This window comes from Novosphingobium huizhouense (assembly GCF_020179475.1).
In the GTDB taxonomy this organism is placed as follows: Bacteria; Pseudomonadota; Alphaproteobacteria; order Sphingomonadales; family Sphingomonadaceae; genus Novosphingobium; species Novosphingobium huizhouense.
Window position 1 is genome coordinate 185,902 of record NZ_JAILXZ010000001.1, and the last position, 25,887, is coordinate 211,788.

Consider the following 25,887-nt stretch of genomic DNA (forward strand, 5'->3'; position numbering starts at 1 on the left):
TCAGAAAGCCAGCGTCGCGTTGGCGAGCACCGAGTAGAACTGGCGCCCGTGGTTCTTCTGGTCGAACAGGTCGCGGAAGCCCGCGCCCGCCGCGAGCATCGCGCCCGAGAGGCGGAAGACGACGTTCTGCGCCGCCTTGGGCCGCCAGATCGACGAGACCGACAGGTCCCAGCCGATGGACCTGGGGATCGAGCCTTCGTTGCGCAGGACCTGCATGATCTTCGTGTTCTGGAACCACAGGTGGTTGGCGTTGGCCGAGACGCGCAAGGCCGGGGTCAGGTCGAAATCGCCGCCGAGACCTGCGAGCACGGTGCCGGGATTGTTGAAGTTCGACTGGCCTTCGTCCTTCGACGGGCGCAGCGAATTGAGCAGGCCGTTGCGGCCGTTGACCGAAACCATCCGCCCGCCGCCAGCGAACGGGATCGACTGGCGAATCCAGTACGAGGTGTCGGCGCCGGCGAACTGCGGGTTCTCGAGGATCGCGTCGAAGCCGCCCTCGGTCTTGTCGTAGGGATCGCTGTCGCCGCTCGCCCACAGGCCCGAAGCGCGCAGGCGTATCCAGTCCTTGTCGTAGCTGACTTCGGCAGCAGCCATGAAGGCCTTCACAACTGCGGGACGGCTGGTGAGGAAGTTGTTCCGGTCTTCGCCCAGCGCGCCATAGACCTGACCGGTCAAATTGATGCGCCCGACGTGGCCATCGAGCGCGTAGCCCAGGTAGACGATATCGTACTGGCGCGGACGCAGATCGCCGAGGAGCGCCGGACGGACCGGGAAGCCGTTGTCGTCGCTGTAGTAGCGGTTTTCCCGGTTCATGTCGTAGGTGACCGAGACTTGGCTGGTCAGGCCCACGACCGGAAAATCCTGCCGGTAAAGATTGCCGGTGAAGATCCAGTTGCGCCGCAGCGGCTTGGTGAAGTCGTTGAGGCCCGAATTGGTGTCCTTCTCGATCCGCCAGAAGGCGGCGAGGTTGAACTGCCAGCGGTTGTTGTCGCGATTGCCGAACAGGCGCACGCCGAGCTGGTTGTCCTGGAACAGGAAGCCGCGGAAATCGGACTGGAACGGCTGGATGCCGGCGCGAAGGGAGATGAAATCGAAGCGCTTCGTGTCGAACCGGCCGATGTGGTAGTCGACGAAGGCTTCCTGAACCCCGATGAAGCCATCGGTGCGCTTCGTGCCTTTCGACGGCTCGACGAACAATACGCGCCGCGCCGGCACCTGCACGTGGTTGATGTTGCCGGCGAGAACGAGGCGGTATTCGACCACCGGCGGCTTGAACGCTGTCAGGCCCTTGAGCAGCGAGGCGCCGACGATGAAGGTCTGCGACAGCACGAGGCTGTTCGACGGGCCGAACACGTCGATCTGGTTGGGATCGCTGGTGGTCTGGTTGCCGACCGGGATCGGAAAGCTGCGCGGCTCGACCACCGTGTCGGAAATGCCGTTGAGGACGAGGAACCAGTCGTCGCCCTTGAGGAAGCCCGGGCGCTTGCCGCGCGCGAGTGGCTGGTCGCCCTTGAGCAGGTTGTGGTGGAACGGATCGAGCTGCGAATGGCAGGCGGCGGCAAGGTTCGGGTAGAGCGTGAAGATCGCGCGATCGGTGACCCCGGTCTTCGCGTCCTTCTTCGGGCACAGCGAGGAGACGATGCGCCAGCGGTCGGGCACGGCGACGTCGAGGCTGAGGGAATCGAGCGGGCCTTCGCCGTCGTACTTGTCGTAGAACGCTTCGGGTTCGGGCGCATTGACCGCGCCGGGATTGTCCTGCTCGACCTTGTCGGGGAGCTTCTTCTCGAAGCCCGGACGGCGGCGGCCGTCGAACAGCAGGTCGTCGGGGGTGGACGCACCGGGCGCGGCGCCAGCCCCCTCGGGCGCCGGCGCCGGATCGGCCTGCGCCACCGGAGCCGACAGCACGAGCGCGGGCGCGAGCAGGAGCGAGGCGGCGATCACAGGCCCTCGCAGACGTTCTGGTCGCTGCTGTCGAGGAACGGCGCGAACGGGCAGTTGACGTAGCGCAGCCGCACGCCCTCGCCCACCTTCACCACGATCGTGTCGGCGCGTATGTCCTTGGGCGCGTTGCCGATCCCGCCTGCCTTCTTGCCGCCGTTGTGCGCGCCGAGGAAAGCGATCATGTCGTCCTGGTCGATGCCGTCGCCCGAGATGCCGATCGCGCCGACAAGCTGCGTGCCGCGGTAGATCGGCACCGAGCCGGGGAAGATCTGGATGCCGTTGGCGAGCCGCTTCCTGCCGTTCGGCGCATCGGGCACGTTCGAGCACTGCTGCTTGACGTCGCGCGCGTTGAGCGAGCCTTCGACGAACACCGCGTGCTGCACCACGTCCGCCTTGATCAGGTCGGTCTGGAGGCCAGTGGCGAAGGGGCTCCAGCGGTCGATCGGCAACGACAGCGGGCCGTTGGGCCGGCCCACCTCGCCATCGGGGAAATAGGGCCGCGACAGGTTGCCGCCCGAGCGATCGGCAAAGGCCTTGGTCCCGGTCAGCGCGGCGGGATCGCCGAGGAAGGTGCGCACCGCATCGACATAGGCGGGCACGCCCGCGTCGAGATCGCCGAGCAGCTGCGCCGCGGCGACCTTGTTCGAGAAGAATGCGGCGGTGCGCGCCTTCTGCAGCGAGACGTCGGTGCCGAAGATCGGCGCATCGGGTCCGCGCACCAGCCCGAGCGGCGTGCCCCAGGTATCGACCACCGAGATGGTCACTTCGGCGCGGCTGTCGAGCGGACGGCGGATCTGGGCGCGCGCGCGGCTCATCACCGCGAACGCTTCTTCGAGCACCGCGCGCACTTCGGCGGCGGTGAGCGCCTGGCCGACTTCGGCGCCATCGCCGCCGCCGCGGATCGGGTAGCGGTTGTGGCCCGACCCGTCGGTCAGGACGAAGGCGTCGGGATTGGAGAACTCGGCGCTGGTGGCATAGCGGAAGCCGCTCGCCTCGCTGCCGTAGGGCGTGCCGGGGAGGATCGCGGTGCCGTCGAAGTAGCCGTTGACCGGCACCAGCGTGCCCGCGGTGCCCGCGATCGCGGCATAGTCGCTCTTGAGCGGGTGCAGCCCTTCGACCCGCGCATCGGCAAAGCGCAGCGTGGTGCCGTCGACCGGGATCTTGTCGGCACGGATCGCGGCCGGCGGCTCGAACCCCTGGATCCCGGCGAGCGCCTCGTATTCCTCGACGTCGCCGTCGACGTTGCTGACGTCGCGGTCGAAGGCGTAGTCGCCATCGGCCATCACGCCGATGCCGCCGACGACCACGCCGTTCTTGTAGAGCGGCAGCCCGCCCGGGTCGGCCGAGAGACCGACCGGCGAGCGCTTGGGCCCGATGAACGCGGCCGATCCGGCATTGCCCGCGGCGAAGCGGGTGTTGAGGTCCGAGCAGGGCAGCTGGCTGAACTGCACCCCGAACAGCGGCCCGCTTTCGAGCCCGGGGGTGTTCGGCGCGGGCGGAAAGTGCTGCTGCACGATCATGCTGGCGGTGCGGGTCGAGAAGGCATTGCCGCTCGAGGACAGATAGGCGGCGGTGACCGCCTTGGCGATCGCCCCCATCGAGGCTTCGACGTCGACGTCCTGGAAACCGGCGGGCTCGGGATTTTCGGTGCCCGCGCCGGTGATCTTGCTGAACAGCATCCGGGTGGGCGCGCCGTTCATGCGATAGACCGCGAGCACGTTGCCGACCCGGTCGACCACCGCGATCACCGCCGGGTAGTTGAGCGCCTGCGCCTCTCCCACCGCCTGGGCGATGACCTTCTGCACGTCGCCCACGGTCAGCGCTTCGCTGGCAAGCTCGGGATAGAGCCGGCCGGTGCCGGGGGTCGAGGTGGGCTTGGGCGCGACCGAGCCCGAGGAATCGCCGCCGCCGCACCCGGCAAGCGCCAGCGACAGTGCGGCAACCACCCCGGTGGCCCGCTGGCGAAACGCGGCAAGCCCCATCAGCGCAGGCTCCGGATCGAGCGGATCGCCCCGCCCAGCGCCTGGCGGAAGGCGATCGGGCGATAGGCGTTGGGTTCCTTCACCGCGGCATAGGCCTGGTTGATCTGGACCCTGAGCCCCGCCGCCGCGCCGCTGCCGACCATGCCCGAATTGACCATGCCGTTGAGCAGCGTGTCGATCGCCATGACCGACTGCACCGAGCCTTCGTAGTCGGTGAAGCGGTCGGAGATGGCGTCGCTGGCGATCGCGTCCATGATCGCGAAGGTGCGCTCGCGCCCGAAATCGGCCGCCGCCATCCGCGCCGAGAGCGCCTGCGCGCTCTGCCGCAGGGCCTGCACCGCCGCGACCGTCTCGGCCCGGCCCACGCCCATCGCGCGGTGGAAGGCCTTTGCCCGCGCGTCGAACTCGGCGGCGAGGTCGGGCGCGACGACCTTGGCCGCGGCGAGCAGCATGATCATGTTCTCGTCGTTGAACGGAGGCATGCCCTGCGCGATCGGGCGGCCCGGGTTGGACACCGCGGTGACGTGCGCGTCCTCGCCATCGACGATGCGGCGGTGGCACGAATGGCAATCGTAGAAGGTGAATTCGGGAAAGATCCCGGCGCTCGCCCTGGCCGGCTGGCTGAACAGCTCGAGGCTGCGCGTCACCGCTTCGGCTTGCCCCACCGCCCACATCCGCATCGAATTGGTGCGCCCGCCCTTGCGCTGGACGTAGTCGGCATCCTCGTCATGGTGCATCTGCAGCGTCGAGAACAGGTCGAGCTCGAACGAGAGGCGCGGATGCCCGGCGGCCATGATGCGGTGCGCGATGAACTGGCCGCGCCCGTCGCCCGAGAGGTGGCAATCGAGGCAGACATTGGCGCGCGTCGCCGGGCTGACGAGGTCGGTCATGCCCTGCGACACGTTGCGGCGGTGGCTCGCGCCCACGGCATAGTGCGTCGAAAGCCAGCCGCCGGCAGGACCGTGGCAGGCTTCGCAATCGACGCCGTCGGACAGGCGGCCACGCCCCGTGGCGGCGGCGGGAGAGGCGTGGCAGCCGGCGCATTCGCGCTGGACGCCCGCGCCATCGAGGCCGAGCCGGCGAGCGATCTCCTGCCCGCGCGCGCCTTCGACCGCGCGCCAGGCGCGGCTGTGCGCGCCGGCGGGCGAGCTGTCTTCCTGCCAGGTGGCGATCTCGTTCTGGCGCACCGGCGTGCCGCTCGCGACCGAGCGGCCGTGGCAGGTCGAGCCGGCGCAGGAGGCGACGCCCATGTGCGCGCGCAACGTCGTCGCGGCGCTTTCGGCCTTGAGCGGCGCGGGCGCGAGGAAGGCGGCGCAGAGCGCGGCGCCGGCCATGGCGAAGCACAGCAGCGCCGCCGCAAGGGCAGCGCGCGGCGTGTCACGCCAGGCAGCGCAGAACTGCCGCAATACCGTGGATGTGCCCTGCATTGCCCCTCGTTCCTGCCGCAAACGAGCCGGCGCCGGCGCTGTTGCGCCCGGCGGACGGCCCCGCGGAAGCTTTAGCAATGCGACCCCTTTTTCCCAGCCTAAGCCGCGCACCGCTGCGGTTCAAGACCCGATTTGCCCGTCAAGCACCCGAAATTCCCCAACATCGACAGAGTCTTGGGGCAGAAACGCAGAAGCGGAGCAAGTTTCAGGCGCGCCGGATCACGAGATTGCGGATCTCGCTCATGTCCTCCATCGCAAAGCGCACGCCTTCGCGCCCGAGCCCCGAATCCTTGACCCCGCCATAGGGCATGTTGTCGACCCGGTAGGACGAGACCTCGTTGACGACGACCCCGCCGACCTCGAGTTCGTCCCAGGCTTCGAGCACCTTGTGCAGGTCGCGGGTGAACAGGCCCGCCTGCAGGCCGAACTTCGAATCGTTCACTTCGGCGAGCGCGTCCTCCCAACGGGCGAACTTCGACAGGATCACCGCCGGGCCGAACGCCTCCTCGACATAGAGCTCGGCCTTGCGGTCGACGTTCTCGAGCAGCGTCGCCTCGAGCATCGCGCCCTCGCACCCGCCGCCCGCGAGCAGGCGCGCGCCGCCTGCCACGGCCGCGTCGATCCAGCCCTTGAGCCGCGCCGCCTCCTTTTGCGAGATCATCGGGCCGATGAAGGTGTCGCGGTCCTTAGGGTCGCCGGCGACCAGCGCGCGCACCTTGGCGGTCAGCATGTCACGAAAGGTGTCGTAGATGTCCTCGTGGACGATCACCCGTTGCACGTGGATGCAGCTCTGCCCCGACTGGTAGTAGCCGCCGAACACGATCCGGGCGAGCGCGTGGTCGAGATCGGCGTCCCTGTCGACCACCACCGCGGCGTTGCCGCCCAATTCGAGCACGACCTTCTTCTTGCCCGCCTTGGCCTTGAGCTCCCAACCGACGCCAGGCGAGCCGGTGAACGAGAGCAGCTTCAACCGTTCGTCGGTGGTGAACAGGTCGGCGCCGTCGCGGCTCGCCGGCAGAATCGAGAACGCGCCTTCGGGCAGCACGTCGCATTCGGCCAGCACCTCGCCCATGATGATCGCGCCGAGCGGCGTGAGGCTGGCTGGCTTCATCACGAAGGGGCAGCCGACCGCGATCGCCGGCGCGATCTTGTGCGCGGCGAGGTTGAGCGGGAAGTTGAAGGGGGAGATGAAGCTGCACGGCCCGATCGGCACGCGCTTCCACATGCCCATAAAGCCCTTGGCGCGCGGGCTGATGTCGAGCGGCTGGACCTCGCCGTAGTTGCGCGTGGCTTCTTCCGCCGCGATGCGGAAGGTGTCGATCAGGCGCGTGACCTCGCCTTCGGAATCGGCAATCGGCTTGCCCGCCTCGACGCACAGCGCATAGGCCAGTTCGTCCTTGCGCTCGGTGAAGCGGCGGACGCAGTGGTCGAGCACGTCGCGCTTTTCGTAGCTTGCGAGCTTCGCCATCGCGGGTGCGGCGCGCACCGCCCCGGCGATCGCCTCGTCGATCACGTCGGGCGTCGCGAGCGCCGTGCGGAACGCGACCTCGCCGGTGAACTTGTCGGTCACGGCCAGGTCGGTGTTGGGCTGCACCGCCTTGTTGTTGAGGTAGAGCGGGTAGACGTCCTTCAGCTTCATCGGGCCTTCCAATCTTCGTCGTCCCGGACGTGACCCGGGATCCCGCTGCTTCCTTGTCCCACTCGGCAAGCGAGCGGGACCCCGGCTCAAGGCCGGGGTGACGATATTGTTCCGACCAGGCTTCTAGAGCGCCTTCGAAAGTTCCTTGATGTCCTTGTTGAGGATCTGGTCGTTCTGCGAATAGTCGACCGGGCAGTCGATCAAGTGCACGCCCGGCGTGTCACGACAATGCGCCAGCAGTTCGGCGAGGTGCGCGGCGCTCTCGACCCTGTAGCCGCTGGCGCCGTAGCTTTCGGCATACTTGACGAAGTCGGGGTTGTTGTAGGTCAGGCCGAAGTCCTCGAACCCCATGTTCGCCTGCTTCCAGCGGATCATGCCATAGGCGCTGTCGTTGAGGATCAGCACGGTGAGGTTGAGGCCCAGGCGCACCGCGGTCTCCATCTCCTGGCTGTTCATCATGAACCCGCCGTCGCCGCAGATCGCCATGACCTTGCGATCGGGATAGAGCATCGCGCTCATCATCGCCGAGGGCAGCCCCGCGCCCATCGTGGCGAGCGCATTGTCGAGCAGCACGGTGTTCGGCTGGTAGGCGGTGTAGCCGCGCGCGAACCAGATCTTGTAGACCCCGTTGTCGAGGCAGATGATCCCGTCCTCGGGCATGCAGTCGCGCACCTGCCGGACGAGGTGCGGCGGGAACACCGGGAAGCGGTCGTCGGCGGCGAGCGGCGCGGTGTGCGCGACCTCTGCGGCGCGGTACGACCGCATCCTGTCGAAGGCCCAGGCGGGATTGGGGGTGATCGCTTCCTTCATCTGCCAGATCGCGTTGGCGATGTCGCCGATCACCTCGATGCTGGGGAAGTAGACCGGGTCGACCTCGGCGGTCTTGGTCGAGACGTGGATCACCGGGGTCCCGCCTTCGCGCATGAAGAACGGCGGCTTTTCGATCACGTCGTGGCCGACGTTGATGATCAGGTCCGCATCCTCCACCGCACGGTGGACGAAATCGCCCGCCGACAGCGCCGCGCAGCCGAGGAAGCGCGGGTGACGCTCGTCGATGACGCCCTTGCCGAGCTGGGTGGTGAGGAAGGGAATGCCGGTCTTCTCGACGAATTCGCGCAGCATCTTGCCGGTCATCTTGCGGTTCGCGCCCGCACCGATCACCAGCACCGGGGCCTTGGCCGCCTCGAGCGCGGCGACTGCCTGCTCGATCGACCTCGCGTCCGCGGTCGGACGGCGCACCAGGCTGCGCTTCAGCGGCACCGACGTGGTGTGCTCGTCGGCGATGTCCTCGGGCAGTTCGATGTGCGTCGCGCCCGGCTTCTCCTCCTCGGCGAGGCGGTAGGCTTCGCGCACGCGGCTGGGGATGTTGTCCGAACTCGCCATCTGGTGCGTGAACTTGGTGATCGGCTGCATCATCGAGACGACGTCGAGGATCTGGAAGCGGCCCTGCTTCGACTTCTTGATCGGCTTCTGGCCGGTGATCATCAGCATCGGCATGCCGCCGAGCGTCGCATAGGCCGCGGCGGTGACGAAGTTGGTCGCGCCCGGCCCGAGCGTTGCGATGCACACACCGGTCTTGCCGGTATGGCGGCCATAGGTCGCCGCCATGAACCCGGCGCCCTGCTCGTGGCGGGTGAGGATCAGCTTGATCTGCTTGGAGCGTGAAAGCGAATCGAGAAAGTCGAGGTTCTCTTCGCCCGGAACGCCGAAAATGTACTCGCAGCCCTCTTCCTCGAGGCACTGCACGAAAAGATCGGACGCCTTGGTCCCTTCGCCGTTTCCAGCCATTCGGTACGCTCCGCGCGATTCGGAAGCGCGCGGGGCCAGCCGGCGTTCCTTCTCCCCAATGATCGCGGCCCGTGGGGCGGTCCCGGTCGTTCGAGGCCCATGCCTGGCCTGCCCCTCGCGGCAAGGTCTACCAAAGCCTTGCCCTTGCGTCACCCCATTGGAACCAAAAAGGAATTTTCAGTAGCCGAGGGTGAGGTCGACCTTCGGCGAAAGCTCCTGCCCAGTGCGGTAACGCTCGAGATTCTCGAGGAAACGCGCTGCCGAGCGCTGGAACATCCTGTCCTGCGCCCGGCCCGACAGGTGCATCGTCACGTGCGCGTTGGGCAGCGACCACAGCGGATGTTCGGCAGGCAGCGGCTCGGGCGTGGTTACGTCGAGGAACGCCGCGCCGATGCGCCGGGCTTCAAGCGCTTCGACCAGCGCCTCCTGATCGACCACGGTGCCGCGCGCGACGTTCACGAGCACCGCGCCGGACTTCATCGCGGCAAGCTCGGCCGCGCCGATCATGCCTTCGGTCTCAGCCGTTGCGGGTACGGCGAGGATCACCCAGTCGAACGTGCCCAGCTGCGCGCGCCATGCGTCGGGGCCCAGCGCGCCCTCCCCGCCCGAGCGGCGCACCTTCACCACCTCGACATCCATCGCCGAAAGGACGCGGTCGACGCGCTGCCCGATCGCGCCATAGCCCAGCAGCAGTGCGCGGCTGCCGGCAAGTTCGACCTTGCCCGGCGAATCCATGAGCCACTCGTGGCGGTCCTGCGCCCGCACCACCTCGCGATAGCCCTTGGCCACGGTGAGCATGCCCATGACCACGTATTCGGCGATGGTCACCGCGTTGATGCCGACGCCGTTGGTATAGACGACGCCGCGTTCGGCCATGACATCGAGCGGCATGCCATCGACGCCGGCATAGATCGAGTTTAGCCAGCGCAGCTTCGTCGCGCGGCGCACCGCTTCGGCCATCGGCGCCTTGTCGTTGAGATCGAACCAGCCGATCTCGGCCTCGGGCGCGAGGTCGAACAGCTCCTGCGTATGGCGGAAGGTGCGCAGATCAACCCATTCGGGGAGCCGCCCTGCGACAAGCGGCGCGATCATCGCGTTGGCGACGAGGATGGTTCGACCGGCTGTCATTGACTTCGCTCTCCTGCTCGCGTTCTTTTGCAACTACGCTAGCGGGGAGAGCACAGAGGTGAAGGCAGTTTTTTCGTTGGCACTGACTGCCACCATGCTTTTGTCGACAAGCACCGCTCTCGCCCAAGCAGAAATGAACGAGATCATGGTGACCGCGCAACGGCGCGAAGCCGACGATTTCGACATTAACCGTCCCGCCGTCGGCCTTCGCCGAACTGCCGATTTCGCGGTCCAGGAAGTGACCATCACGGGGGACACCCGCGATCCGGAAAAGCGGGCCAGTGAAATTTATGCCATGCTCGCTTCCGCCATCGAGGCGGCGCCCAAGGCTGGCGTCGCGTTAGCGTTCGGAGAAACCACGATCCAGGCGGTCACTCTCAAGAACTACCGCGACTTGTCGCTTGCTCGGGACGATCGTCCTGATTCCCAGAAGATCGTTTTCCTGGTGAAAGCGCCTTTGCAGTCAGGCGGCGATGCGAAGGGCGCACAAAGCAGGATCAATACTTTCGTGAAATCGGTCCAGCCTGCCGGGCGTGCGCTGATGGAAACGACCGGCGACCTCAGCCTTTCGATTGTCGGGCCTGACCAGTACCGTCCAGCCATTGCCGATATTGTCGCCAGCGACGCCAAGACAATGGCGGCCAAGTTGGGACCAGACTACGGAGTAGAGCTCGAAGGTCTGAACCGTCCGGTCGAATGGACGCGCGCGGGGCTGTCGGAGGTTCTGCTGTACATACCGTACAAGCTGACGATCGTGCCGAAGCGGTAGCCTCAGCCCAGCTTCCATTCCCAGCCGAGCGGATCGCCGTCCATCACCTCGACACCCTTGGCGGCGAGCTCGTCGCGCAGCGCATCGGAGCGGGCGAAGTCCTTTTCGGCGCGTGCCGCCTTGCGTTCCGCAAGCACCGCCTCGATCTCGGCTTCGTCGACCTCGACACCCTTGGGGCGCAGGCGCAGCGCCGCGCGGTCGAGATCGAGAAGGTCCAGCCCGAGCACCGCATCGACCGCGGCGATCGCCGCGAGCTTTTCGATCGGATCGACCTTCTTCACCGCGACGATCTCGTCGAGCACGGTGAGGGCCACCGAGGTGTTGAGATCGTCTGAAATCGCGGTGTCGAACTTGTCGAGCAGGGGCGCGAACTTCGGCCCCGGCGCGCCCGGGGCGGCGTCACCTGCCCGCTCCTTCAGCTGCGCGACGGCCAGCACCAGCCGCTTCAGCCGCGTCAGCGCCGCGCCCAGCCCGTCCCAGCTGAATTCGAGCTCGCTGCGATAGTGCGCCTGCAGGCAGAGCAGACGGTAGGCGAGCGGGTGGTAGCCCTTGTCGATCAGCAGTTGCAGCCGCAGGAATTCGCCCGACGACTTGCTCATCTTGCCGCTGCGTTCGACCAGGAAGTTGTTGTGCATCCACACTTTCGCGCCGCTGTTACTCGGCACCGAAAGCCCATTGGTGCAGCAGAACGCCTGGTTCTGCGCGATCTCGTTGGGGTGGTGGATTTCGCGGTGGTCGATGCCGCCGGTGTGGATGTCGAAGGGAAAGCCGAGCACTTCGCCCGACATGACCGAGCATTCGAGATGCCATCCCGGCGCGCCGCGACCCCAGGGGCTGTCCCATTCCATCTGGCGCGTCTCGCCCGCAGGCGTCTTGCGCCAGATGGCGAAGTCGGCGGCGTTGCGCTTGCCTTCTACCGCCTCGATGCGCCCTTCCCCTTCCTCGGTCTGCGCGCGCGCCAGCCGGCCATAGTCGGCGACGGTCGAAACGTCGAAGTAGAGCCCGCTCTCCAGCTCGTAGCAGTGCTGCGGCGCGATCTTCCTGGCGAAGTCGATCATCGCGGGCACGTAGTCGGTGGCGATGGTCCACTGCGCCGGCTGGCGGATGTTGAGCGCGCGCACATCGGCCCAGTAGGCCTGCTTGTAGTGCTCGGCGATGTCCCAGATCGACTGCTTCTGAGCCGCCGCCATCCGCTCCATCTTGTCCTCGCCATCGTCGGCGTCGTCGGTCAGGTGGCCGACGTCGGTGATGTTGATGACGTGGGTGAGCCGGTAGCCCTTGAAGCTGAGCGTGCGCCCCAGCACGTCGGCAAAGACATAGGCGCGCATGTTGCCGATGTGGGGATAGTTGTAGACCGTCGGCCCGCACGAGTAGACGCGCGCCTCGCCTTCGTGGACCGGCACGAAGGGCTCGAGACTGCGGGTCAGGCTGTTGAACAGCGTCAGCGGGCGGGCGGTGGTATCCATGGGCCAGCGCCTTGCCCGCTCGGGGCGCGTCCGGTCAAGCGTGGCGGTTCAGCCCCCCACCGCGCTGTTGGCCATGGCGTCGAGCTGCGCGGTGCAGCCGCTGTCGGCCAGCAGGCTCGCCATGCCGAGCCCGTCGGTCGGCACTTGCGCCAGAAGCTTGATCTTGATCGAAACCGTGCGCCCGACCGGATTGCGGAAGCCATAGGTCTGGCCGTCGATGATCGGCAGCGCATCGGCCGGCCAGAGCTTGAGCGGATTGCCGGCGTTCCAGGTGACGTCGGCGCTCGCCCCGTTGGCGCCGGTCAGCTTGCCCATGCCGGTCTCGACCGGATCGGGCCGCCACAGCACCACCTGGCGCGGATCGGCGACGCAGAAGGTGCCGCCCTTGGTCACATCGAGGTACCAGATCGAATCCGGGCCGCTGGCAGGCTCGCCCGCCGCCGTGGGCGCGCCGCGCACCGCCCCGGTGCGCACGCGCGCGCCGCCCGGGGCCGTCGCCATCTGCGCCATCGCCAGCGTGCTCGCCTGGTCTCGGCTAACCGCGGCCGTGACGGGAAACGCGCCGGGGCCGTTGAGCACGCGGGTGCCCGACCGGTCGATCACGGTGACGTGGTCGCCCGCCTTGAGCGCAAGGGTGGCGCTCGCGGGCAGCTTCTTGCCCATCGGGTACTGCGCCGCCGAAGGCCCGGTCGAGCGGACCACCACCGCCTGCGCCATCGCGGCATGGCCGGCGACCAGCGCGACGACACCCGCTGCAGTGGCGAGGAACTTGGCGGACTTGGTGGCATCAACCCAGAACATGGCTTTCTCCTTCGTGCGCTTGGGCAAGGCGATCGGCAAGGTTCGCCAGCGCCCGATCATCCATAGACCGTTGCGCGATTCGCTCTGTGACGTTGCGCACGGTCGCGCCATCGCCGGCACGGTGCGCCGCGACCAGCGCCTCGGCAAGAGCGACATCGCGTTCGTCGCCCGGCGGCAGCGGCTCGAACACCTCCACCGGCGTCGCCCGCCCGCGCAGCGTGACCGTGCCCATCGGACGAAACCGCGTCTGCCCAGCGCTCTGCGCGAATTCACCGCCAAGCCGCTCCAGCGCCTCGCGGCTGACGAGGACCGTCGTGTCGAGCGTCTTGTTCGCGCCCTCGAGCCGGGCGGCGGTGTTCATCGCATCGCCAAGCGCGGTGTACTGGATGCGGCCTTCGCCACCGAAGTTGCCGACGATCGCCTCGCCGTAGTGGACGCCGACGCGGGTCCGGCCGACCGGCGGCACGCCTTCGGGCACGGCGCGGCGGAAGTCTTCGCCCGCCTGGTACATCGCCAGCGCAGCGGCGATGGCGCGCTCGCCGTCGTCGGGCTTGGCGAGCGGCGCCCCCCAGAACGCGACCACGGCATCGCCGACGAACTTGTCGAGCGTGCCGCCATATTGCAGCACCACCGCGGACAGGCGGTCGAGGTAGTCGTTGAGCAGCCGCGCGATCATTTCCGGCTCGACCGCATGGGTCAGCTTGGTGAAGCCCTCGAGGTCGGAGAACAGGCAGAAGATCGCGCGCTTTTCACCGTGCAGCTGCAACCGTTCGGGATTGCGCATGATCTCGTTGGCGATCGAGCGCGGCAGGTACTTGCCCAGCGCGCCTTGCGCGAACTCGCGCTGGGCGGCGTTAAGCGCGCGCAGCGCCGAGCTGACCGCGAGGTAGCCGAGCAGCCAGCCCATGAACCAGCCGAACGCCGGCAGGTTGAGCGTGTCAAAGCCTGCGCGCTGCATCACAAAGGGCAGCAGCAGCACCAGCGCGAACTGCACAACCACGCCGAGCGCAAGCTGCCAGGTGCGCGCGCGGGCGAGCGCGGTCAGCGCGCCGAGGCCGACCGCGAGCAGCGCGAAGCCGAGCTTGGCGACGGACGGGATCTCCCGCGGCAGCGCGCGGTCGAGCACTTGCGCGAGCATCGCTGCGTGAATCGCGACGCCGATCGTCTGGGTCTCGCCCATGATCCGGGTGTTGGTGCGGGTGAACGGCGTGTCGAACTTGTCGAAGTCGGAAAAGTGCGCGCCGATCAGGACGTAGCGGCCCTTGATCTGGTCCTGCGCGAAGGCGGCGGTCTCGGGATCGGCGAGGAAATCGATCGGCAGCTCGTCGAACACCGGCCGGTCGCTCGAGGCCGGGCGGCGAAAGCGGATCGGGCCGGTGTAGCCGCCAAAGCGCGCGTCGGCATCGCCCGGGACGGTGGCGGTCATCGCCATCGACAGCAGCGGCGGCATCCCGGGCTTCCGCGCCGGCCAGCGCCGGGCGACGTTGTCGGCGTCGTTGTCGAGCAGGATCGAGGCCGGGCGCACGGTCGGCCCGCGCACCGCCGCGATCGTCGCGCGCAAGTCCTGCTCCTGCTCCCAGGTGATGTTCTCGGGGCTCGCCTTGTTGGTGGTAAAGGCGAGGAACACCGGGATCGTCGTCGCCTGCAGCGCCTGGTGGAGCACCGGATCGTCGGGCTGGGCGCTGTCGAGCAGGACGTCGACGCCGACCGCTTTCGCCCCCAACTTGCCGATATTAGCGATCGCCTGCGCCATCATCGTCCGGTCGACGGGCGAGATCTTGCCGGTCTTGCGGTTGGTATCGGGGGTATAGACGACGAGCGTGATGCGCTTGTCGGTATCGACCGCGGGGGCAAGCGTCGCCGCGCGCAGGTCGTAGAGCGCGGATTCGGCGTCGCGCAACAACGGCAGGGTCCAGCTCGCCAGCGCAACGACGACGCCGACGGCAAGCAGCAGCACGAGCACGCCGACCCGCTGCACGCCGAGTTGGCGGATCCCGCCGGCAAGCCGCTGGCCGAGGCTCTGCCCGGTCTGGTCGTGGCTATCCGGCATTCCCGCTCCCCCCGATCGCGCCATCCCCCGCGCCGATCCGACCGGGTTATGGACGCTTGCGCGCAAGGCGCAAGCGCGATTGGCGCGAGTGCGGAGCTACCGCATTGGCGCGCAAGCGAATTGTACGGACGCGACGTTCGTGGCGTCGCCCCGTCGCGATGGGCTCAGAAGCCTTCGAACCGCACGGCTTCCGATAGCGGCGCGCGCGGCACCGGGAAGGCATTGATCGGATCGCTCGCGTCGCGCCTGCCGATCGACAGGCCGCAGAAGAACACGTGGTCCTCGGGGATCGCGACGCAGGCGCGGATCTGCTTCTGGTAGATCGCCCAGGCTTCCTGCGCGCAGGAATCGAGCCCCTCCTCGCGCAGCAGCAGCATCACCGTCTGCAGCCACATGCCGATGTCGGACCACTGCGGCGGGCCCATGTAGCGCGGCGTGTGGACCAACATCAGCACCGGCGCATCGAACGCGCGGAAGTTGGCCATGAAGCGCGACAGGCGGCCCTTCTTGTCCTCGCGCGGGATGCCGAGCGCGGCATACATCGCCTCGCCCACTCCGAAGCGCCGCTCGGCATAGGCGCCGTCGAGCTCGGGCGGGTAGATGTTGTATTCGGGCGCGTGCGCCGCCGGGCCCTGCGGGATGACCCTAGCGGTCTCCTCGACCAGCCGCTTCAGCGGCTCGCCCGCGATCACCACCGCATTCCACGGCTGGGTATTGCCGCCCGAGGGCGAGCGCTGCGCCTTTTCGAGCACGCGCTCGATCACCGCGCGGTCGACCGCCTCGGGCAGGAACGCGCGGATCGAGCGGCGCGTCTCGACGGCTTCGGATACGTTCATCGGGGCTGGGTCCGGTGCTGGAGCGATCAGAAGCCGATGAAGCGGACGTGGTCGTCCACGGCCACGCGCTCGCGGGGGAAGTTGTTCACCGCCTCGTCCTCGGCGCGGTAGCCGATGGCGATGCCGCAGAACAGGATGTGGCTCTCGTCGGAAACGCCGATGTGCTCCTTGATCAGCCGGGCATAGAGCGACAGGAACTCCTGCGGGCAGGTGTCGAGCCCTTCCTCGCGCGCGAGCAGCATGATCGTCTGCAGCCACATGCCGGTGTCCGACCACTGCGGCGCGCCGTTGCGCCTGTCCATGTAGCAGACGAGCAAGGCAGGCGCGCCGAACGAGGTCGCGTTCTTCTGCATGAACTCCATCCGCGCGTCCTTGTCGCCCCGGCCGATGTTCATCGCGGTATACATCGCCGCGCCGACCGCCTGGAGCCGCGCCTTGCATTCGGGGATCACTTCGGGATCGGAGAAGCTGTATTCGATCGGGTCCTGCGGCGGGCTCTGCAGGATCTTGGCCTGGAGCGCCTTGAGCGGCTCGCCGGTCAGGATCGTCGCTTCCCACGGTTGGAAGTTGCAGCCCGACGGCGCCCAGCGCGCCTTGTCCATGATCCGGCGCAGCACCTCGAGCGGCACCGGCGTATCCTTGAACGCCCGGATCGACCGGCGCGACAGCACGGCATCGGTCACGGACATCTGCGTGGCGGCGGCAGCGGCGGCCGGCGCCGCATCCAGCGTGGCGGTGGACATGACAGGACTCTCCCCCGAAAGGTTGCTTGCGATTTAATTGATCGGTTAAGCGCTTTCGGTCAAGCTCATTCGTCCACACTCTGGCGGGAAAAGGGTGCGTCCGGTTAGGGCTGGCCGCTCCGGACGCACCGTGGCATCACTTACTCGGAGTCGTGGTGGCGGAAGCCGAGACGGCGGCCGCCACTTCGTCAGGACGCAACGCGCCCGGCCCGGGTCCCATGTCGTCGGCATCGACGAGCCGGTCGGTTCCTGCCTTCACGAAGGCCTCCTGGGTCGAAGGTGCAAGATCGGGACGACCGGCCATGATACCCATCTTGATCTTGCACATTGCATACTGCGTCTCATCCGCCTCGACTTCGAGAGCGAGCGTGTCCTTGGCTTCGCTCTTCACTGTGTATTCGTGGCGACCGGGCGTGGTTACGAGGATGAAATAGCGACCGGAGCCGAGCGAACTGATCTTCTGGCCGTTCTCATTGACAGAGCATCCCATCGCCGATCCCACGATCGTACCCGTGCGATAGAACACGATCTGGCCCTTTCCTGCCGGGGGCGGCGGAATGACGACAGCGGCCTTTTCGCCAGCATGTGCCGCTGGAGCAGTGGCAAGGGCAATTGTCGCTGTGGCGAGCACCGTCGACAGATGGTTTGGCATACGCATCGGGTATTCTCTCCTGCCTCTAAGGCTTTGATGAAACTCAGTCAGTGGTGGGTTGCCGGACCGCGTCTTTCGCAGCCGGCGAAGACACAGTGGGGGACGCGGGTGCCGAAGCAGGCGGTGCGACAGACGCAGAACCGGACACCGCAGCTGCGGCCGGTGCCGATGCTCCATCATCGATCACAAATGCTTCTGCCAGCTTGGCGGCTGCAGAGCTCCCGGCAGGATAGACGACGTCGTGACCGGTGATTGCGAAGCCGATGATGCTCGCCACGGGCATAGCCGCCGCGGCACCAGCGTTGATCGCATCGATCGTGCCTATGGCATCCTTGCCCACAATCGCCACGCGCATCGATCGCAGGCGAATCAGGCGTCCGCCAAAGTCGAGAGTTCGCGCCGCCAGCACAAGTTCGCCAGCGGCACCGCTGCCACCCGCCCGCTTGGCCCAGACAACTTCGCCTGTGCCCTTAATTCCGGCCGGAATCAGTTCCTTGCCGTCCACCACGATCGAGCTCGCAAGATGCAATTGAAAGACTTGGCCGGTCTTGCTGATCGCACTTCCGAGCGCGCTGTCGACCACGAGCGAAACCGGCGTTAGTGCGGGAATGCAGCGCCCGCAGGGAGATGCGGTCTCAACCGAAGATGTTGCCGTCGTGGCTTGCCGATCTAATGAGACTATGGCCGATCCACCCGCCCCGACTGACACCTGCGCAATGCAGACGCCTGAATGGAGCAGGAGCAAAACGCTGCTGCTCCGTAAAAAACGGCGCAGACCAACAATCGATTTCAATGGACTTGCCCCCCAGCTACCAACGCCAGGCTAGCACCATGATCTGATTGATCAAGCAGTCCGGTAAAAGAATTGTCGTCTTTGAACCGTAATGGTCATTCGTCCTCGAACAACCCGGCGAGTTGTTCGACCATCGTGCCGCCCAACTGCTCGACATCCATGATTGTCACGGCGCGGCGATAATAGCGCGTCACGTCGTGGCCGATGCCGATGGCGACCAGCTGGACGGGGCTCTGCTTCTCGATCCAGTCGATCACGCGGCGCAGGTGCAGTTCGAGATACCCCGCGCTGTTCACGCTGAGCGTCGAATCGTCGACCGGCGCGCCATCGGAAATGACCATCAGGATGCGGCGGTCTTCCTGGCGGGCGAGCAGGCGGTTGTGCGCCCAGAGCAGCGCCTCGCCGTCGATGTTTTCCTTGAGCAGGCCTTCGCGCATCATCAGGCCGAGGTTCTTGCGCGCGCGCCGCCAAGGCTCGTCCGCCTTCTTGTAGACGATGTGGCGCAAATCGTTGAGGCGGCCCGGCTGGGCGGGCTTGCCGCCGGCGAGCCATTGCTCGCGGCTCTGCCCGCCCTTCCACGCGCGGGTGGTGAAGCCGAGGATCTCGGTCTTCACCCCGCAGCGCTCGAGCGTGCGCGCCATGATGTCGGCGCTGATCGCCGCGATCGAGATCGGCCGCCCGCGCATCGAGCCCGAATTGTCGATCAGCAGCGTGACGACGGTGTCCTTGAACTCGACGTCGCGCTCGATCTTGTAGGACAGCGAATGGCCGGGCGAGATGACGACGCGCGCGAGCCGCGCGGCATCGAGCATGCCTTCTTCCTGGTCGAAGTCCCACGAGCGGTTCTGCTGCGCCATCAGGCGGCGCTGGAGCCGGTTGGCGAGCTTCGACACGACGCTCTGCAGGCCCTTCAATTGCGCGTCGAGATAGGCGCGCAGGCGCGTCAGCTCTTCCTCGTCGCACAAGTCGGTGGCGGCGATGACCTCGTCGAACTGCTCGGTATAGGCCTTGTAGTCGAAGGTATCGGGAATGTCGGTCCACTGGCGGTTGGGGCGCGTGGGCAACATGCCTTCCTCGCCGTCGTCGGCCATCTCGGCCTCGCCGTCGTCCTCGGCGTCGTCGAGCTGCTGCTCGGTCTCGCTCTCGTCGTCGCCCTCGGAGGTGTCGCCGGCGACTTCGCTGGGCTGCTGCTCCTGGTTGTCCTCGCCGCTCTCGGGCTCTTCCTCGCCTTCCTGCTCCTCGTCCTCGCCCTCGTCCTCGTCGGTCTCGGGCTGGTCGGCCTCATCCTTGCGGGTCATCTCGAGATGGCCGAGCATGTCGAGCGCGAGCTTCTGGAACGCCTTCTGGTCGTCGAGCGAGGCGGCCAGCGCGTCGAAGTCCTCGCCGGCGCGCGCCTCGATCCAGCTGCGCACCATCGCGGTGCCGAGCTGCGCCGCCTCGGGCACCGGCTCGCCGGTCAGCTTCTCGCGCAGCAGCAGCGCGAGCGCGGTGGGGAGCGGCACGTCCTCGGGCTTGCCCGCTCGGGCAATCGGGTCGGACGCGATCCGCACGTCGGTGGCCGCGCCGATGTTGCCGCGGATCCCCGCATAGCCTTCGGAGCCCAGGGCCTCGTAGCGGACCTGCTCGATCGCGTCGTAGGCCGCGCGCGCGACCGGTTCGGCCGGCGCGCCGGCGCGGTGGACGGCTTCGTTATGGAGGCGCAGGCGCAGCGCCATCGAATCGGCGAAACCGCGCGCTTCGGCGACCTGGGCCGCGGGCAGCGAGCGGCCAGGCATCGGAACCCGCATGTTCCCGCCCGACTGGCTGGCGGCATCGGCGGTCCAGGCAACCTCGATCTCGGGCTCGTCGGCGAGCGCGCGCGCCGTCCCGGCAAGGACGGTGCGGAACTGGTCGAGAGGAGTTTCGTCGCGCATCTTCACCCTGTGCGTGTCCGCGCCAAGACGGACACCCCCAGCGGTAACGCGCCTTGCCGAACGAGGCTCCCCGCCTGCGCGGGGACGCCGTCCAAGTCAATCAGCCAATTGACTGCCCGGTCTTGGCCCAGTCCGCAAGAAAGCCGTCGATGCCCTTTTCGGTCAGGACATGCTTGAACAGGCCCTTGATCACGGCGGGCGGCGCGGTGATCACGTCGGCGCCGATCCGGGCGCTCTCGAGGACATGGACGCCATGGCGGATCGAGGCGACGAGGATCTCGGTCTCGAAGGCGTAGTTGTCGTAGATCAGGCGGATGTCGCGGATCAGGTCCATGCCGTCGAAGCCGTTGTCGTCGTGGCGGCCGACGAAGGGCGAGACGAAGGTCGCGCCGGCCTTGGCCGCGAGCAGGGCCTGGTTGGCCGAGAAGCACAGCGTGACGTTGACCATGGTGCCGTCGGCGGTGAGCTTCTTGCAGGTCTTGAGCCCGTCGATCGTCAGCGGCACCTTGATGCACACGTTGTCGGCGATCTTGCGCAGGATCTCGGCCTCGCGCATCATGCCCTCGTGGTCGAGCGCGACGACCTCGGCCGAGACCGGGCCATGGGTGATCTTGCAGATCTCGCGGGTGACCTCGATGAAGTCCTTGCCCGACTTGGCGATCAGCGAGGGGTTGGTGGTCACCCCGTCGAGCAGGCCGGTGGCGGCGAGGTCGGCGATTTCGGCGGTATCGGCGGTGTCGACGAAGAACTTCATGAGCGCAGGTCCTGATAGGGCGGAAAACGATTCCCCGCCCATAGCGACCTTGCGACGAATTGGGAACGCGCGGACGGCGAGGCATCGCCCCTGCCCGACGCTTGCTTGTGCAAACTTGCCCCGCTCGCCACTTGGGGGCATAGGGCCGCGCGAGTCCCCACAGCGCTTGCAGTCGAAAGGCCCGTCGCCCATGAAAGTCCGCGTCCACGTCAGCCTCAAGAACGGCGTGCTCGATCCGCAGGGCCGCGCCATCCACCACGCGCTCGAGGGCCTGGGCTTCTCGGGCGTCAACGACGTTCGCGCCGGTCGCCTGATCGAGCTTGATTGCGCCGACGACGTCACCGACGAGGCGCTCGAGGACATGTGCCGCAAGCTGCTCGCCAACATGGTGATCGAGAACTACCGCATCGAGAAGGTTGCCGCCTGATGCCGTTCACCGCCGCCGTCATCACCTTCCCCGGCTCGAACTGCGACCGCGACATGGCGGTGGCGATCGAGGAGATCAGCGGCGGCGACGTCCACCGCGTGTGGCACGGCGATGCCGCCCTTCCCGAAAAGCTCGACCTGATCGCGCTGCCCGGCGGGTTCTCCTATGGCGACTACTTGCGATCGGGCGCGATGGCCGCGCGCTCGCCGGTGATGCAGGCGGTGGTCGAGCAGGCCAACCGCGGCGTGCCGGTGCTCGGCGTCTGCAACGGCTTCCAGGTGCTGACCGAGGCCGGGCTGCTGCCCGGCGCGCTGATGCGCAACGCCGGCATCCGCTTCGTCTGCCGCGAGGTGAAGCTGAAGGTCGAGAACGCCAATTCGCTGTTCACCTCGGCCTACCTTCCCGGCCAGACGATAACGATTCCCGTCGCGCACCACGACGGCAACTACTACGCCGACGCCGAAACGCTCGACCGGCTCGAAGGCGAAGGCCGCATTGCGTTCCGCTATCTCGAGGCGTGCAACGGCTCGCAGCGCGACATCGCCGGCGTGCTCAACGCCAAGGGCAACGTGCTCGGCATGATGCCGCACCCCGAGCGGATGATCGAGCCGGCGCACGGCGGCAGCGACGGGCGCAAGCTGTTCGAAAGCGTGCTCCACGGGCTCAACGCGCTCGCCTGAGCGCCGCGGGCGGGCCTGCCCTTCCCGGCGCGGCCCCGCCCGAGGGTCACCGCGTGCTGATCAGGCCGCGCCGCGCTCGCGCAGCGCCGTCTGGTGGAACAGGCCGAGCGCATCGGCGGCAGCCATCGGCCTACCGAAGAAATAGCCCTGGATCTTCTTGCAGCCGAGGCGACGGATCGCCTCGAGCTCGCTCTCGGTCTCGACCCCTTCGGCCGTGGTCGACATCTCCAACGCGTCGGCCATCGCCACCACCGCGCGCACGATGGCGAGGCTTTCGGGATTGTTGCGCGCCGCGCCCTGGACGAAGCTGCGGTCGACCTTGATCGTCGAGAAGCGCAGCTTGCGCAGGTAGCCGAGCGAGGAATAGCCGGTTCCGAAATCGTCGAGCGCGACCCCGCAGCCAAGCGACATGATCCGCTCGAGCGTCGCCTGCGCAGCCGTGCCGTCGCGCAGGAACACGCTTTCGGTGACTTCGATCTCGAGCCGATGCGGGGCAAGCCCACTCTGCGCGAGCGCGCTCACCACCACTTCGGCGAAGTATGGATCGAGCAACTGCTCGCCCGAGACGTTGACCGCGACCTTGACGTGAGAGGGCCAGTTGCCCGCCTCGTGGCAGGCCGTGCGCAGCACCCATTCGCCGATCGGCACGATCAGGCGGGTGTCCTCGGCGAGCGGAATGAACTTGGCCGGACTGACGAAGCCGTGCTCGGGGCTGTTCCAGCGCAGCAGCGCCTCGAAGCTCACCACCTGCTCGCCCGCGGCATCGACCACCGGCTGGTAGTGCAGCGTGAACTCGCCGCGTTCGAGTGCGCGGCGGAGCGAGAACTCGAGCTTGCGCCGCTCCTCGGCATGGGCGTGCAACGAAGGCTCGTAGGTGCAGTGCTGCCCGCCGCCCTCGTCCTTGGCGCGATAGAGCGCAAGGTCGGCGTTGCGCATCAGCGTCTCGACCGTGGCGCCGTCGCGCGGGCCCAGGGCCGAGCCGACGCTGGCGCCGACGTAAAGCGTGTGGTGGTCGATCTCGTAGGGCTGCGACAGCGTGTAGATCACCGCCTTGGCGACGGCATGGATGCGCTGGACGTCCGAAGCGTCGCGGATGACGATGGCGAATTCGTCGCCCCCGAGCCGGCCGCACAGCTCGTTGTCGGTCATCAGCGCCTTGAGCCGGTCCGAGACACGGGCCAGCAGCTGGTCGCCGACCTGGTGGCCGAGCGTATCGTTGACCGCCTTGAACCGGTCGAGGTCGATCATCAGGAAGGCGCAGCGGCTGCGCCACTGGTCGGCGGCGGTCATCGCCGCGCCCAGCGCCTCGGTCAGCATCATCCGGTTGGGCAGCCCGGTCAGCGTGTCGTAGCGCGCGAGATAGGCGATCTTCTCGCTGCTCTCGCGCTGCTCGGTCACGTCCGACCCGACCCCGCGGAAACCCGAAAAGGCGCCGTTTTCGTCGACCTTGGGCGAAGCCGAGAGCTCCCACCAGCGGTCCTGCCCGCGCAGCGTCACCCGCACCAGCAGGTTCGAGAAGCTTTCGCGGCGCTTGAGCTTTTCGGCGAGGTCGTGGAGCGAGGAATCGAAATGGCCGCTTTCCCACGAGGGGCCGGCGACAAGCTGGATCAACGGCTTGCCCTCGAGATCCTCCGGATCCTGCCCGAGCGCGAAGGCGAAGCGGGGCGACACCGAGCGGACCCGCCGCGAGGCGTCGACCTGCCATAGCCAGTCGGCCTCGCCTTCCTCGAATTCGCGCAGCAGCAGCGAGACGACCTCGCTCTTTTCGGCAATGCTCGCTTCGGCGACCTTCCCGGCAAGGAAGGTGCGCGCCGACTCGAGACTGCCGACCGACACCACGATCGAGAAGGTCAGCGCGACGAAGGCGGCCACGAGGTTGCCGGTCAGCGCGAAGGTCGCCACTCCGGCAAGGCCGAGGATCGAGCAGAACAACACCGTTCCCAGCGGCACGGCGGCAAAGGCGACCGCGGTCCCGGTCATCAGCAGGGCCATGACCCCCCAGACGGTCAGCCGCTGGGTCTCGTCCGCCAGCGGTCCGAAACCCGCCATCGGCACGACCCAGACCAGCGCGAGCGCGACGGTGCTGATCGTCTGCTGGTGCATCTCGGCGCGGGTCATGCGCCGGCGGTCGGCATCCTCGAGGCTGCGATCGAAGCGGACGCCGTAGATCAGCGTCGCGATGACCAGCGCGACCCAGCCGATCAGCAGCAGCCAGTGCACCGCCCCCGCAAGCGCCCGCACCGCGAGGAGCGCGGCGAGCGCGTGGGCAATCATCCGCGCCGGGGTGAGCCGGGCGAGGCTCGAATACTGCAGCCCCCGAAGCCGCCCCCAATCGCCTTCATCCGGATCGACGAGGCCAAGGACGGCAAGTGCGGGCAGCTTGCGCGGCAGCGCGCTGGAGCCGGTTTCGAAGGTTCTGGTCACGCTGCAAACGCTAGACCAAAACCGTTTAGCAATCCTTGCCGGAGAAGCCCCGGCGGGAGCGGGGCTTCTGCCAATCCGGCGGAAATCAGCAGCTTGTTGGCTTACTAATTTCTTACAATCACGCTGGCGTGGCGCCCGCCTTGGCCGCGCACGCGGCGACGATCGGGGCCGGATCGTAGTAATAGGGCTTGATCTCGCAGACCTTGCCGTCGCGGAAGCGGAACATCTCGCACAAGTGCGCGGGCGGGAGATCGGGATCGGCGAAGCGGAAGGACAGGATCGTCACCGCGTGATCCTCGCCGGCGCAGGTCTCGACGATATCGAGCCCGGCGACATCCATCATTCCCATGACCCGGACATAGAGTTCGCGCAGCGCGTTCTTGCCGCGATAGACGCCCTTCATCGGAAGCGTGTCGGCCTCGCTGACGAAGAAGTCTTCGGTCAGCATGGTGGAGACCTTGTCCCAGTCGCCGACGCCGGTTGCGGCATAGAGGTCGACGACGAACTGCTGCATCTCGTCGGGGGTCATCGCGCTTCTCTCTCCTCGATCCCGCCCGTCGTGGCGGTTTCGCCCACCATCGCCGATTTGCCGGCGGTGCCGAACCTAGCCCAATGGCTAGCGCGCGCGCCGCGGGCCATGCAGTATGCCCGCCTGCATGGGAGAGATACGCCAGATCGTGCTGACCCGCCGCCCCTCGGGCGTGCCGGTCCCCGAAGACTTCGCGCTCGAAAGCGCGCCGCTGCCGCGCCCCGGTCCGGGCGAGATCCTCGTCAAGATGCGCGTGTGCTCGTGCGACCCCGCGATCCGCGGCTTCCTCGACGACCGCCCGAGCTACCTGCCCCCGGTCGCGCTCGGTGCGCCGATCAACGGCATGTCGCTGGGCGAGGTGGTCGAATCGAACGATCCGGCCTGGCCGGTCGGCACGCTGCTGCGCACGATGGCGACCTGGTCGGAGCACTACGTGATCCGCGGCGATGCGCTGGGCCTTGAAAAGGTCGAAGCCGCGCCCGGCGTGCCGCTGCAGCACTACATGGGCGCGCTCGGCCCGGTCGGCCTGACCGCCTGGGTCGGGCTGTTCGAGATCGGCAAGGCGAAGGCGGGCGAGACCGTGCTGGTCAGCGCGGCGGCCGGCGCCACCGGCAGCACCGTAGTGCAACTCGCCAAGGCGGCGGGCTGCCGGGTGATCGGTCTTGCCGGAGGCGCGGCGAAGGCGCAGGTGGTGCGCGACCTCGGCGCCGACGTCGCGATCGACTACAAGGCCGTCCCCGACCTCGCCGCCACGATCCGCGAGGCCGCGCCCGACGGGATCGACGTCTATTTCGACAATGTCGGCGGCGAAACGCTCGACGCCGTCCTCCCGCTGATGCGCCTCCACGGCCGGATCGCGGTGTGCGGGATGGTCTCGCAGTACAACGATGCCGACCACCCGCACGGCAATCGCAACCTGTGGCAGCTGGTGGTCAACCGCCTGACCATGCGCGGATTCATCACCTACGACCATCCCGAGGTGCTGGCCGAGGCGCAGGCGATGCTCGACGGGCTGTTCGCCAGCGGCAAGCTCAAGCCGCTCGAGAACGTGCGCACCGGCATCGAGCGGCTGCCCGAGGCCTTTATCGACCTGATGAGCGGGCGCACCACCGGCAAAACGCTCGTCCTGATCTGAACGGGGGAAA

Annotated in this window: 21 protein-coding genes; 4 read left to right on the plus strand and 17 right to left on the minus strand. The window is 67.5% G+C overall.

Annotation, left to right across the window (positions count from 1 at the left end; all coding sequences use genetic code 11):
* From K3A85_RS00935 to K3A85_RS00960, 6 genes are all read right to left on the minus strand, one after another.
* Entirely contained in the window at positions 1–1,941 is a 1,941-nt protein-coding gene (locus K3A85_RS00935) for a hypothetical protein (protein ID WP_225204613.1), read from the minus strand.
* Positions 1,938–3,923 carry a heme-binding protein gene (locus K3A85_RS00940; protein WP_225204614.1) on the minus strand — a complete coding sequence of 662 codons (1,986 nt, stop codon included), beginning with the start codon at positions 3,921–3,923 and terminating at the stop codon, positions 1,938–1,940. Before K3A85_RS00940 ends, K3A85_RS00935 begins: the two co-directional genes overlap by 4 nt.
* Positions 3,923–5,350, minus strand: coding sequence for a cytochrome c family protein (locus K3A85_RS00945; RefSeq protein WP_225204615.1), 1,428 nt, complete (start codon positions 5,348–5,350; stop codon positions 3,923–3,925). The genes K3A85_RS00940 and K3A85_RS00945 overlap by 1 nt, the downstream gene beginning before the upstream one ends.
* Before the next feature lie 205 nt (positions 5,351–5,555).
* Positions 5,556–6,989 (minus strand): aldehyde dehydrogenase family protein, encoded by a 1,434-nt coding sequence (locus K3A85_RS00950; protein WP_225204616.1) that lies wholly within the window; start codon positions 6,987–6,989, stop codon positions 5,556–5,558.
* Between the two features lie 123 nt (positions 6,990–7,112).
* On the minus strand, positions 7,113–8,777 hold the full coding sequence (locus K3A85_RS00955) for an acetolactate synthase large subunit (protein ID WP_225204617.1): 1,665 nt from the start codon (positions 8,775–8,777) through the stop codon (positions 7,113–7,115).
* Between the two features lie 177 nt (positions 8,778–8,954).
* The gene (locus tag K3A85_RS00960) at positions 8,955–9,905 is read right to left on the minus strand and encodes a D-2-hydroxyacid dehydrogenase (protein ID WP_225204618.1); all 951 of its coding nucleotides are present in this window, start codon (positions 9,903–9,905) and stop codon (positions 8,955–8,957) included.
* Between the two features lie 133 nt (positions 9,906–10,038).
* Here K3A85_RS00960 and K3A85_RS00965 point away from each other — a divergent pair, with 133 nt between their 5' ends.
* On the plus strand, positions 10,039–10,674 hold the full coding sequence (locus K3A85_RS00965; RefSeq protein ID WP_225204619.1) for a TonB-dependent receptor: 636 nt from the start codon (positions 10,039–10,041) through the stop codon (positions 10,672–10,674).
* 2 nt (positions 10,675–10,676) lie between these two features.
* Here K3A85_RS00965 and cysS read toward each other — a convergent pair whose 3' ends face one another.
* The 9 genes from cysS to fsa form a co-directional block, all read right to left on the minus strand.
* Positions 10,677–12,140, minus strand: coding sequence for a cysteine--tRNA ligase (cysS, locus tag K3A85_RS00970; RefSeq protein ID WP_225204620.1), 1,464 nt, complete (start codon positions 12,138–12,140; stop codon positions 10,677–10,679).
* Between the two features lie 48 nt (positions 12,141–12,188).
* The gene (locus K3A85_RS00975; RefSeq protein ID WP_225204621.1) at positions 12,189–12,941 is read right to left on the minus strand and encodes a hypothetical protein; all 753 of its coding nucleotides are present in this window, start codon (positions 12,939–12,941) and stop codon (positions 12,189–12,191) included.
* Positions 12,928–14,991: an adenylate/guanylate cyclase domain-containing protein gene (locus tag K3A85_RS00980; protein ID WP_225204622.1), complete on the minus strand. Its 2,064-nt coding sequence runs from the start codon at positions 14,989–14,991 to the stop codon at positions 12,928–12,930. Before K3A85_RS00980 ends, K3A85_RS00975 begins: the two co-directional genes overlap by 14 nt.
* Before the next feature lie 164 nt (positions 14,992–15,155).
* Complete coding sequence (locus K3A85_RS00985) at positions 15,156–15,827, minus strand: nitroreductase (protein WP_225204623.1); 672 nt, start codon at positions 15,825–15,827, stop codon at positions 15,156–15,158.
* Positions 15,828–15,853: 26 nt separating this feature from the next.
* Positions 15,854–16,570 (minus strand): nitroreductase, encoded by a 717-nt coding sequence (locus tag K3A85_RS00990; protein WP_225204624.1) that lies wholly within the window; start codon positions 16,568–16,570, stop codon positions 15,854–15,856.
* Positions 16,571–16,706: 136 nt separating this feature from the next.
* Entirely contained in the window at positions 16,707–17,228 is a 522-nt protein-coding gene (locus tag K3A85_RS00995) for a DUF2846 domain-containing protein (RefSeq protein ID WP_225204625.1), read from the minus strand.
* Between the two features lie 37 nt (positions 17,229–17,265).
* Positions 17,266–17,805: a hypothetical protein gene (locus tag K3A85_RS01000; protein WP_225204626.1), complete on the minus strand. Its 540-nt coding sequence runs from the start codon at positions 17,803–17,805 to the stop codon at positions 17,266–17,268.
* Between the two features lie 305 nt (positions 17,806–18,110).
* The gene (gene cobT, locus K3A85_RS01005; protein WP_225204627.1) at positions 18,111–19,928 is read right to left on the minus strand and encodes a cobaltochelatase subunit CobT; all 1,818 of its coding nucleotides are present in this window, start codon (positions 19,926–19,928) and stop codon (positions 18,111–18,113) included.
* A gap of 100 nt (positions 19,929–20,028) precedes the next feature.
* A complete protein-coding gene (gene fsa, locus K3A85_RS01010; protein WP_225204628.1) occupies positions 20,029–20,682 on the minus strand; it encodes a fructose-6-phosphate aldolase in 654 nt (217 codons plus the stop codon).
* A gap of 190 nt (positions 20,683–20,872) precedes the next feature.
* Between fsa and purS the strand changes: the two genes are divergently transcribed.
* Both purS and purQ read left to right on the plus strand, forming a co-directional pair.
* The gene (purS, locus tag K3A85_RS01015) at positions 20,873–21,109 is read left to right on the plus strand and encodes a phosphoribosylformylglycinamidine synthase subunit PurS (protein WP_225204629.1); all 237 of its coding nucleotides are present in this window, start codon (positions 20,873–20,875) and stop codon (positions 21,107–21,109) included.
* Positions 21,109–21,789, plus strand: a complete 681-nt coding sequence (purQ, locus tag K3A85_RS01020) for a phosphoribosylformylglycinamidine synthase subunit PurQ (protein ID WP_225204630.1) — start codon at positions 21,109–21,111, stop codon at positions 21,787–21,789. The genes purS and purQ overlap by 1 nt, the downstream gene beginning before the upstream one ends.
* A 60-nt stretch (positions 21,790–21,849) precedes the next feature.
* Here purQ and K3A85_RS01025 read toward each other — a convergent pair whose 3' ends face one another.
* A complete protein-coding gene (locus tag K3A85_RS01025; protein WP_225204631.1) occupies positions 21,850–24,213 on the minus strand; it encodes a putative bifunctional diguanylate cyclase/phosphodiesterase in 2,364 nt (787 codons plus the stop codon).
* 118 nt (positions 24,214–24,331) lie between these two features.
* A complete protein-coding gene (locus K3A85_RS01030; protein WP_225204632.1) occupies positions 24,332–24,742 on the minus strand; it encodes a nuclear transport factor 2 family protein in 411 nt (136 codons plus the stop codon).
* Positions 24,743–24,869: 127 nt separating this feature from the next.
* Between K3A85_RS01030 and K3A85_RS01035 the strand changes: the two genes are divergently transcribed.
* Entirely contained in the window at positions 24,870–25,877 is a 1,008-nt protein-coding gene (locus K3A85_RS01035) for an NADP-dependent oxidoreductase (RefSeq protein WP_225204633.1), read from the plus strand.
* Positions 25,878–25,887: the final 10 nt, after the last annotated feature.

Coding starts and splice junctions, on each gene's coding strand:
- K3A85_RS00940 (WP_225204614.1), bottom strand. CDS start 3,923: ATGGGGCTTGCCGCGTTTCGCCAGCGGGCCACCGGGGTGGTTGCCGCA.
- K3A85_RS00945 (WP_225204615.1), bottom strand. CDS start 5,350: ATGCAGGGCACATCCACGGTATTGCGGCAGTTCTGCGCTGCCTGGCGT.
- K3A85_RS00950 (WP_225204616.1), bottom strand. CDS start 6,989: ATGAAGCTGAAGGACGTCTACCCGCTCTACCTCAACAACAAGGCGGTG.
- K3A85_RS00955 (WP_225204617.1), bottom strand. CDS start 8,777: ATGGCTGGAAACGGCGAAGGGACCAAGGCGTCCGATCTTTTCGTGCAG.
- K3A85_RS00960 (WP_225204618.1), bottom strand. CDS start 9,905: ATGACAGCCGGTCGAACCATCCTCGTCGCCAACGCGATGATCGCGCCG.
- K3A85_RS00965 (WP_225204619.1), top strand. CDS start 10,039: ATGAACGAGATCATGGTGACCGCGCAACGGCGCGAAGCCGACGATTTC.
- cysS (WP_225204620.1), bottom strand. CDS start 12,140: ATGGATACCACCGCCCGCCCGCTGACGCTGTTCAACAGCCTGACCCGC.
- K3A85_RS00975 (WP_225204621.1), bottom strand. CDS start 12,941: ATGTTCTGGGTTGATGCCACCAAGTCCGCCAAGTTCCTCGCCACTGCA.
- K3A85_RS00980 (WP_225204622.1), bottom strand. CDS start 14,991: ATGCCGGATAGCCACGACCAGACCGGGCAGAGCCTCGGCCAGCGGCTT.
- K3A85_RS00985 (WP_225204623.1), bottom strand. CDS start 15,827: ATGAACGTATCCGAAGCCGTCGAGACGCGCCGCTCGATCCGCGCGTTC.
- K3A85_RS00990 (WP_225204624.1), bottom strand. CDS start 16,570: ATGTCCACCGCCACGCTGGATGCGGCGCCGGCCGCCGCTGCCGCCGCC.
- K3A85_RS00995 (WP_225204625.1), bottom strand. CDS start 17,228: ATGCGTATGCCAAACCATCTGTCGACGGTGCTCGCCACAGCGACAATT.
- cobT (WP_225204627.1), bottom strand. CDS start 19,928: ATGCGCGACGAAACTCCTCTCGACCAGTTCCGCACCGTCCTTGCCGGG.
- fsa (WP_225204628.1), bottom strand. CDS start 20,682: ATGAAGTTCTTCGTCGACACCGCCGATACCGCCGAAATCGCCGACCTC.
- purS (WP_225204629.1), top strand. CDS start 20,873: ATGAAAGTCCGCGTCCACGTCAGCCTCAAGAACGGCGTGCTCGATCCG.
- purQ (WP_225204630.1), top strand. CDS start 21,109: ATGCCGTTCACCGCCGCCGTCATCACCTTCCCCGGCTCGAACTGCGAC.
- K3A85_RS01030 (WP_225204632.1), bottom strand. CDS start 24,742: ATGACCCCCGACGAGATGCAGCAGTTCGTCGTCGACCTCTATGCCGCA.
- K3A85_RS01035 (WP_225204633.1), top strand. CDS start 24,870: ATGGGAGAGATACGCCAGATCGTGCTGACCCGCCGCCCCTCGGGCGTG.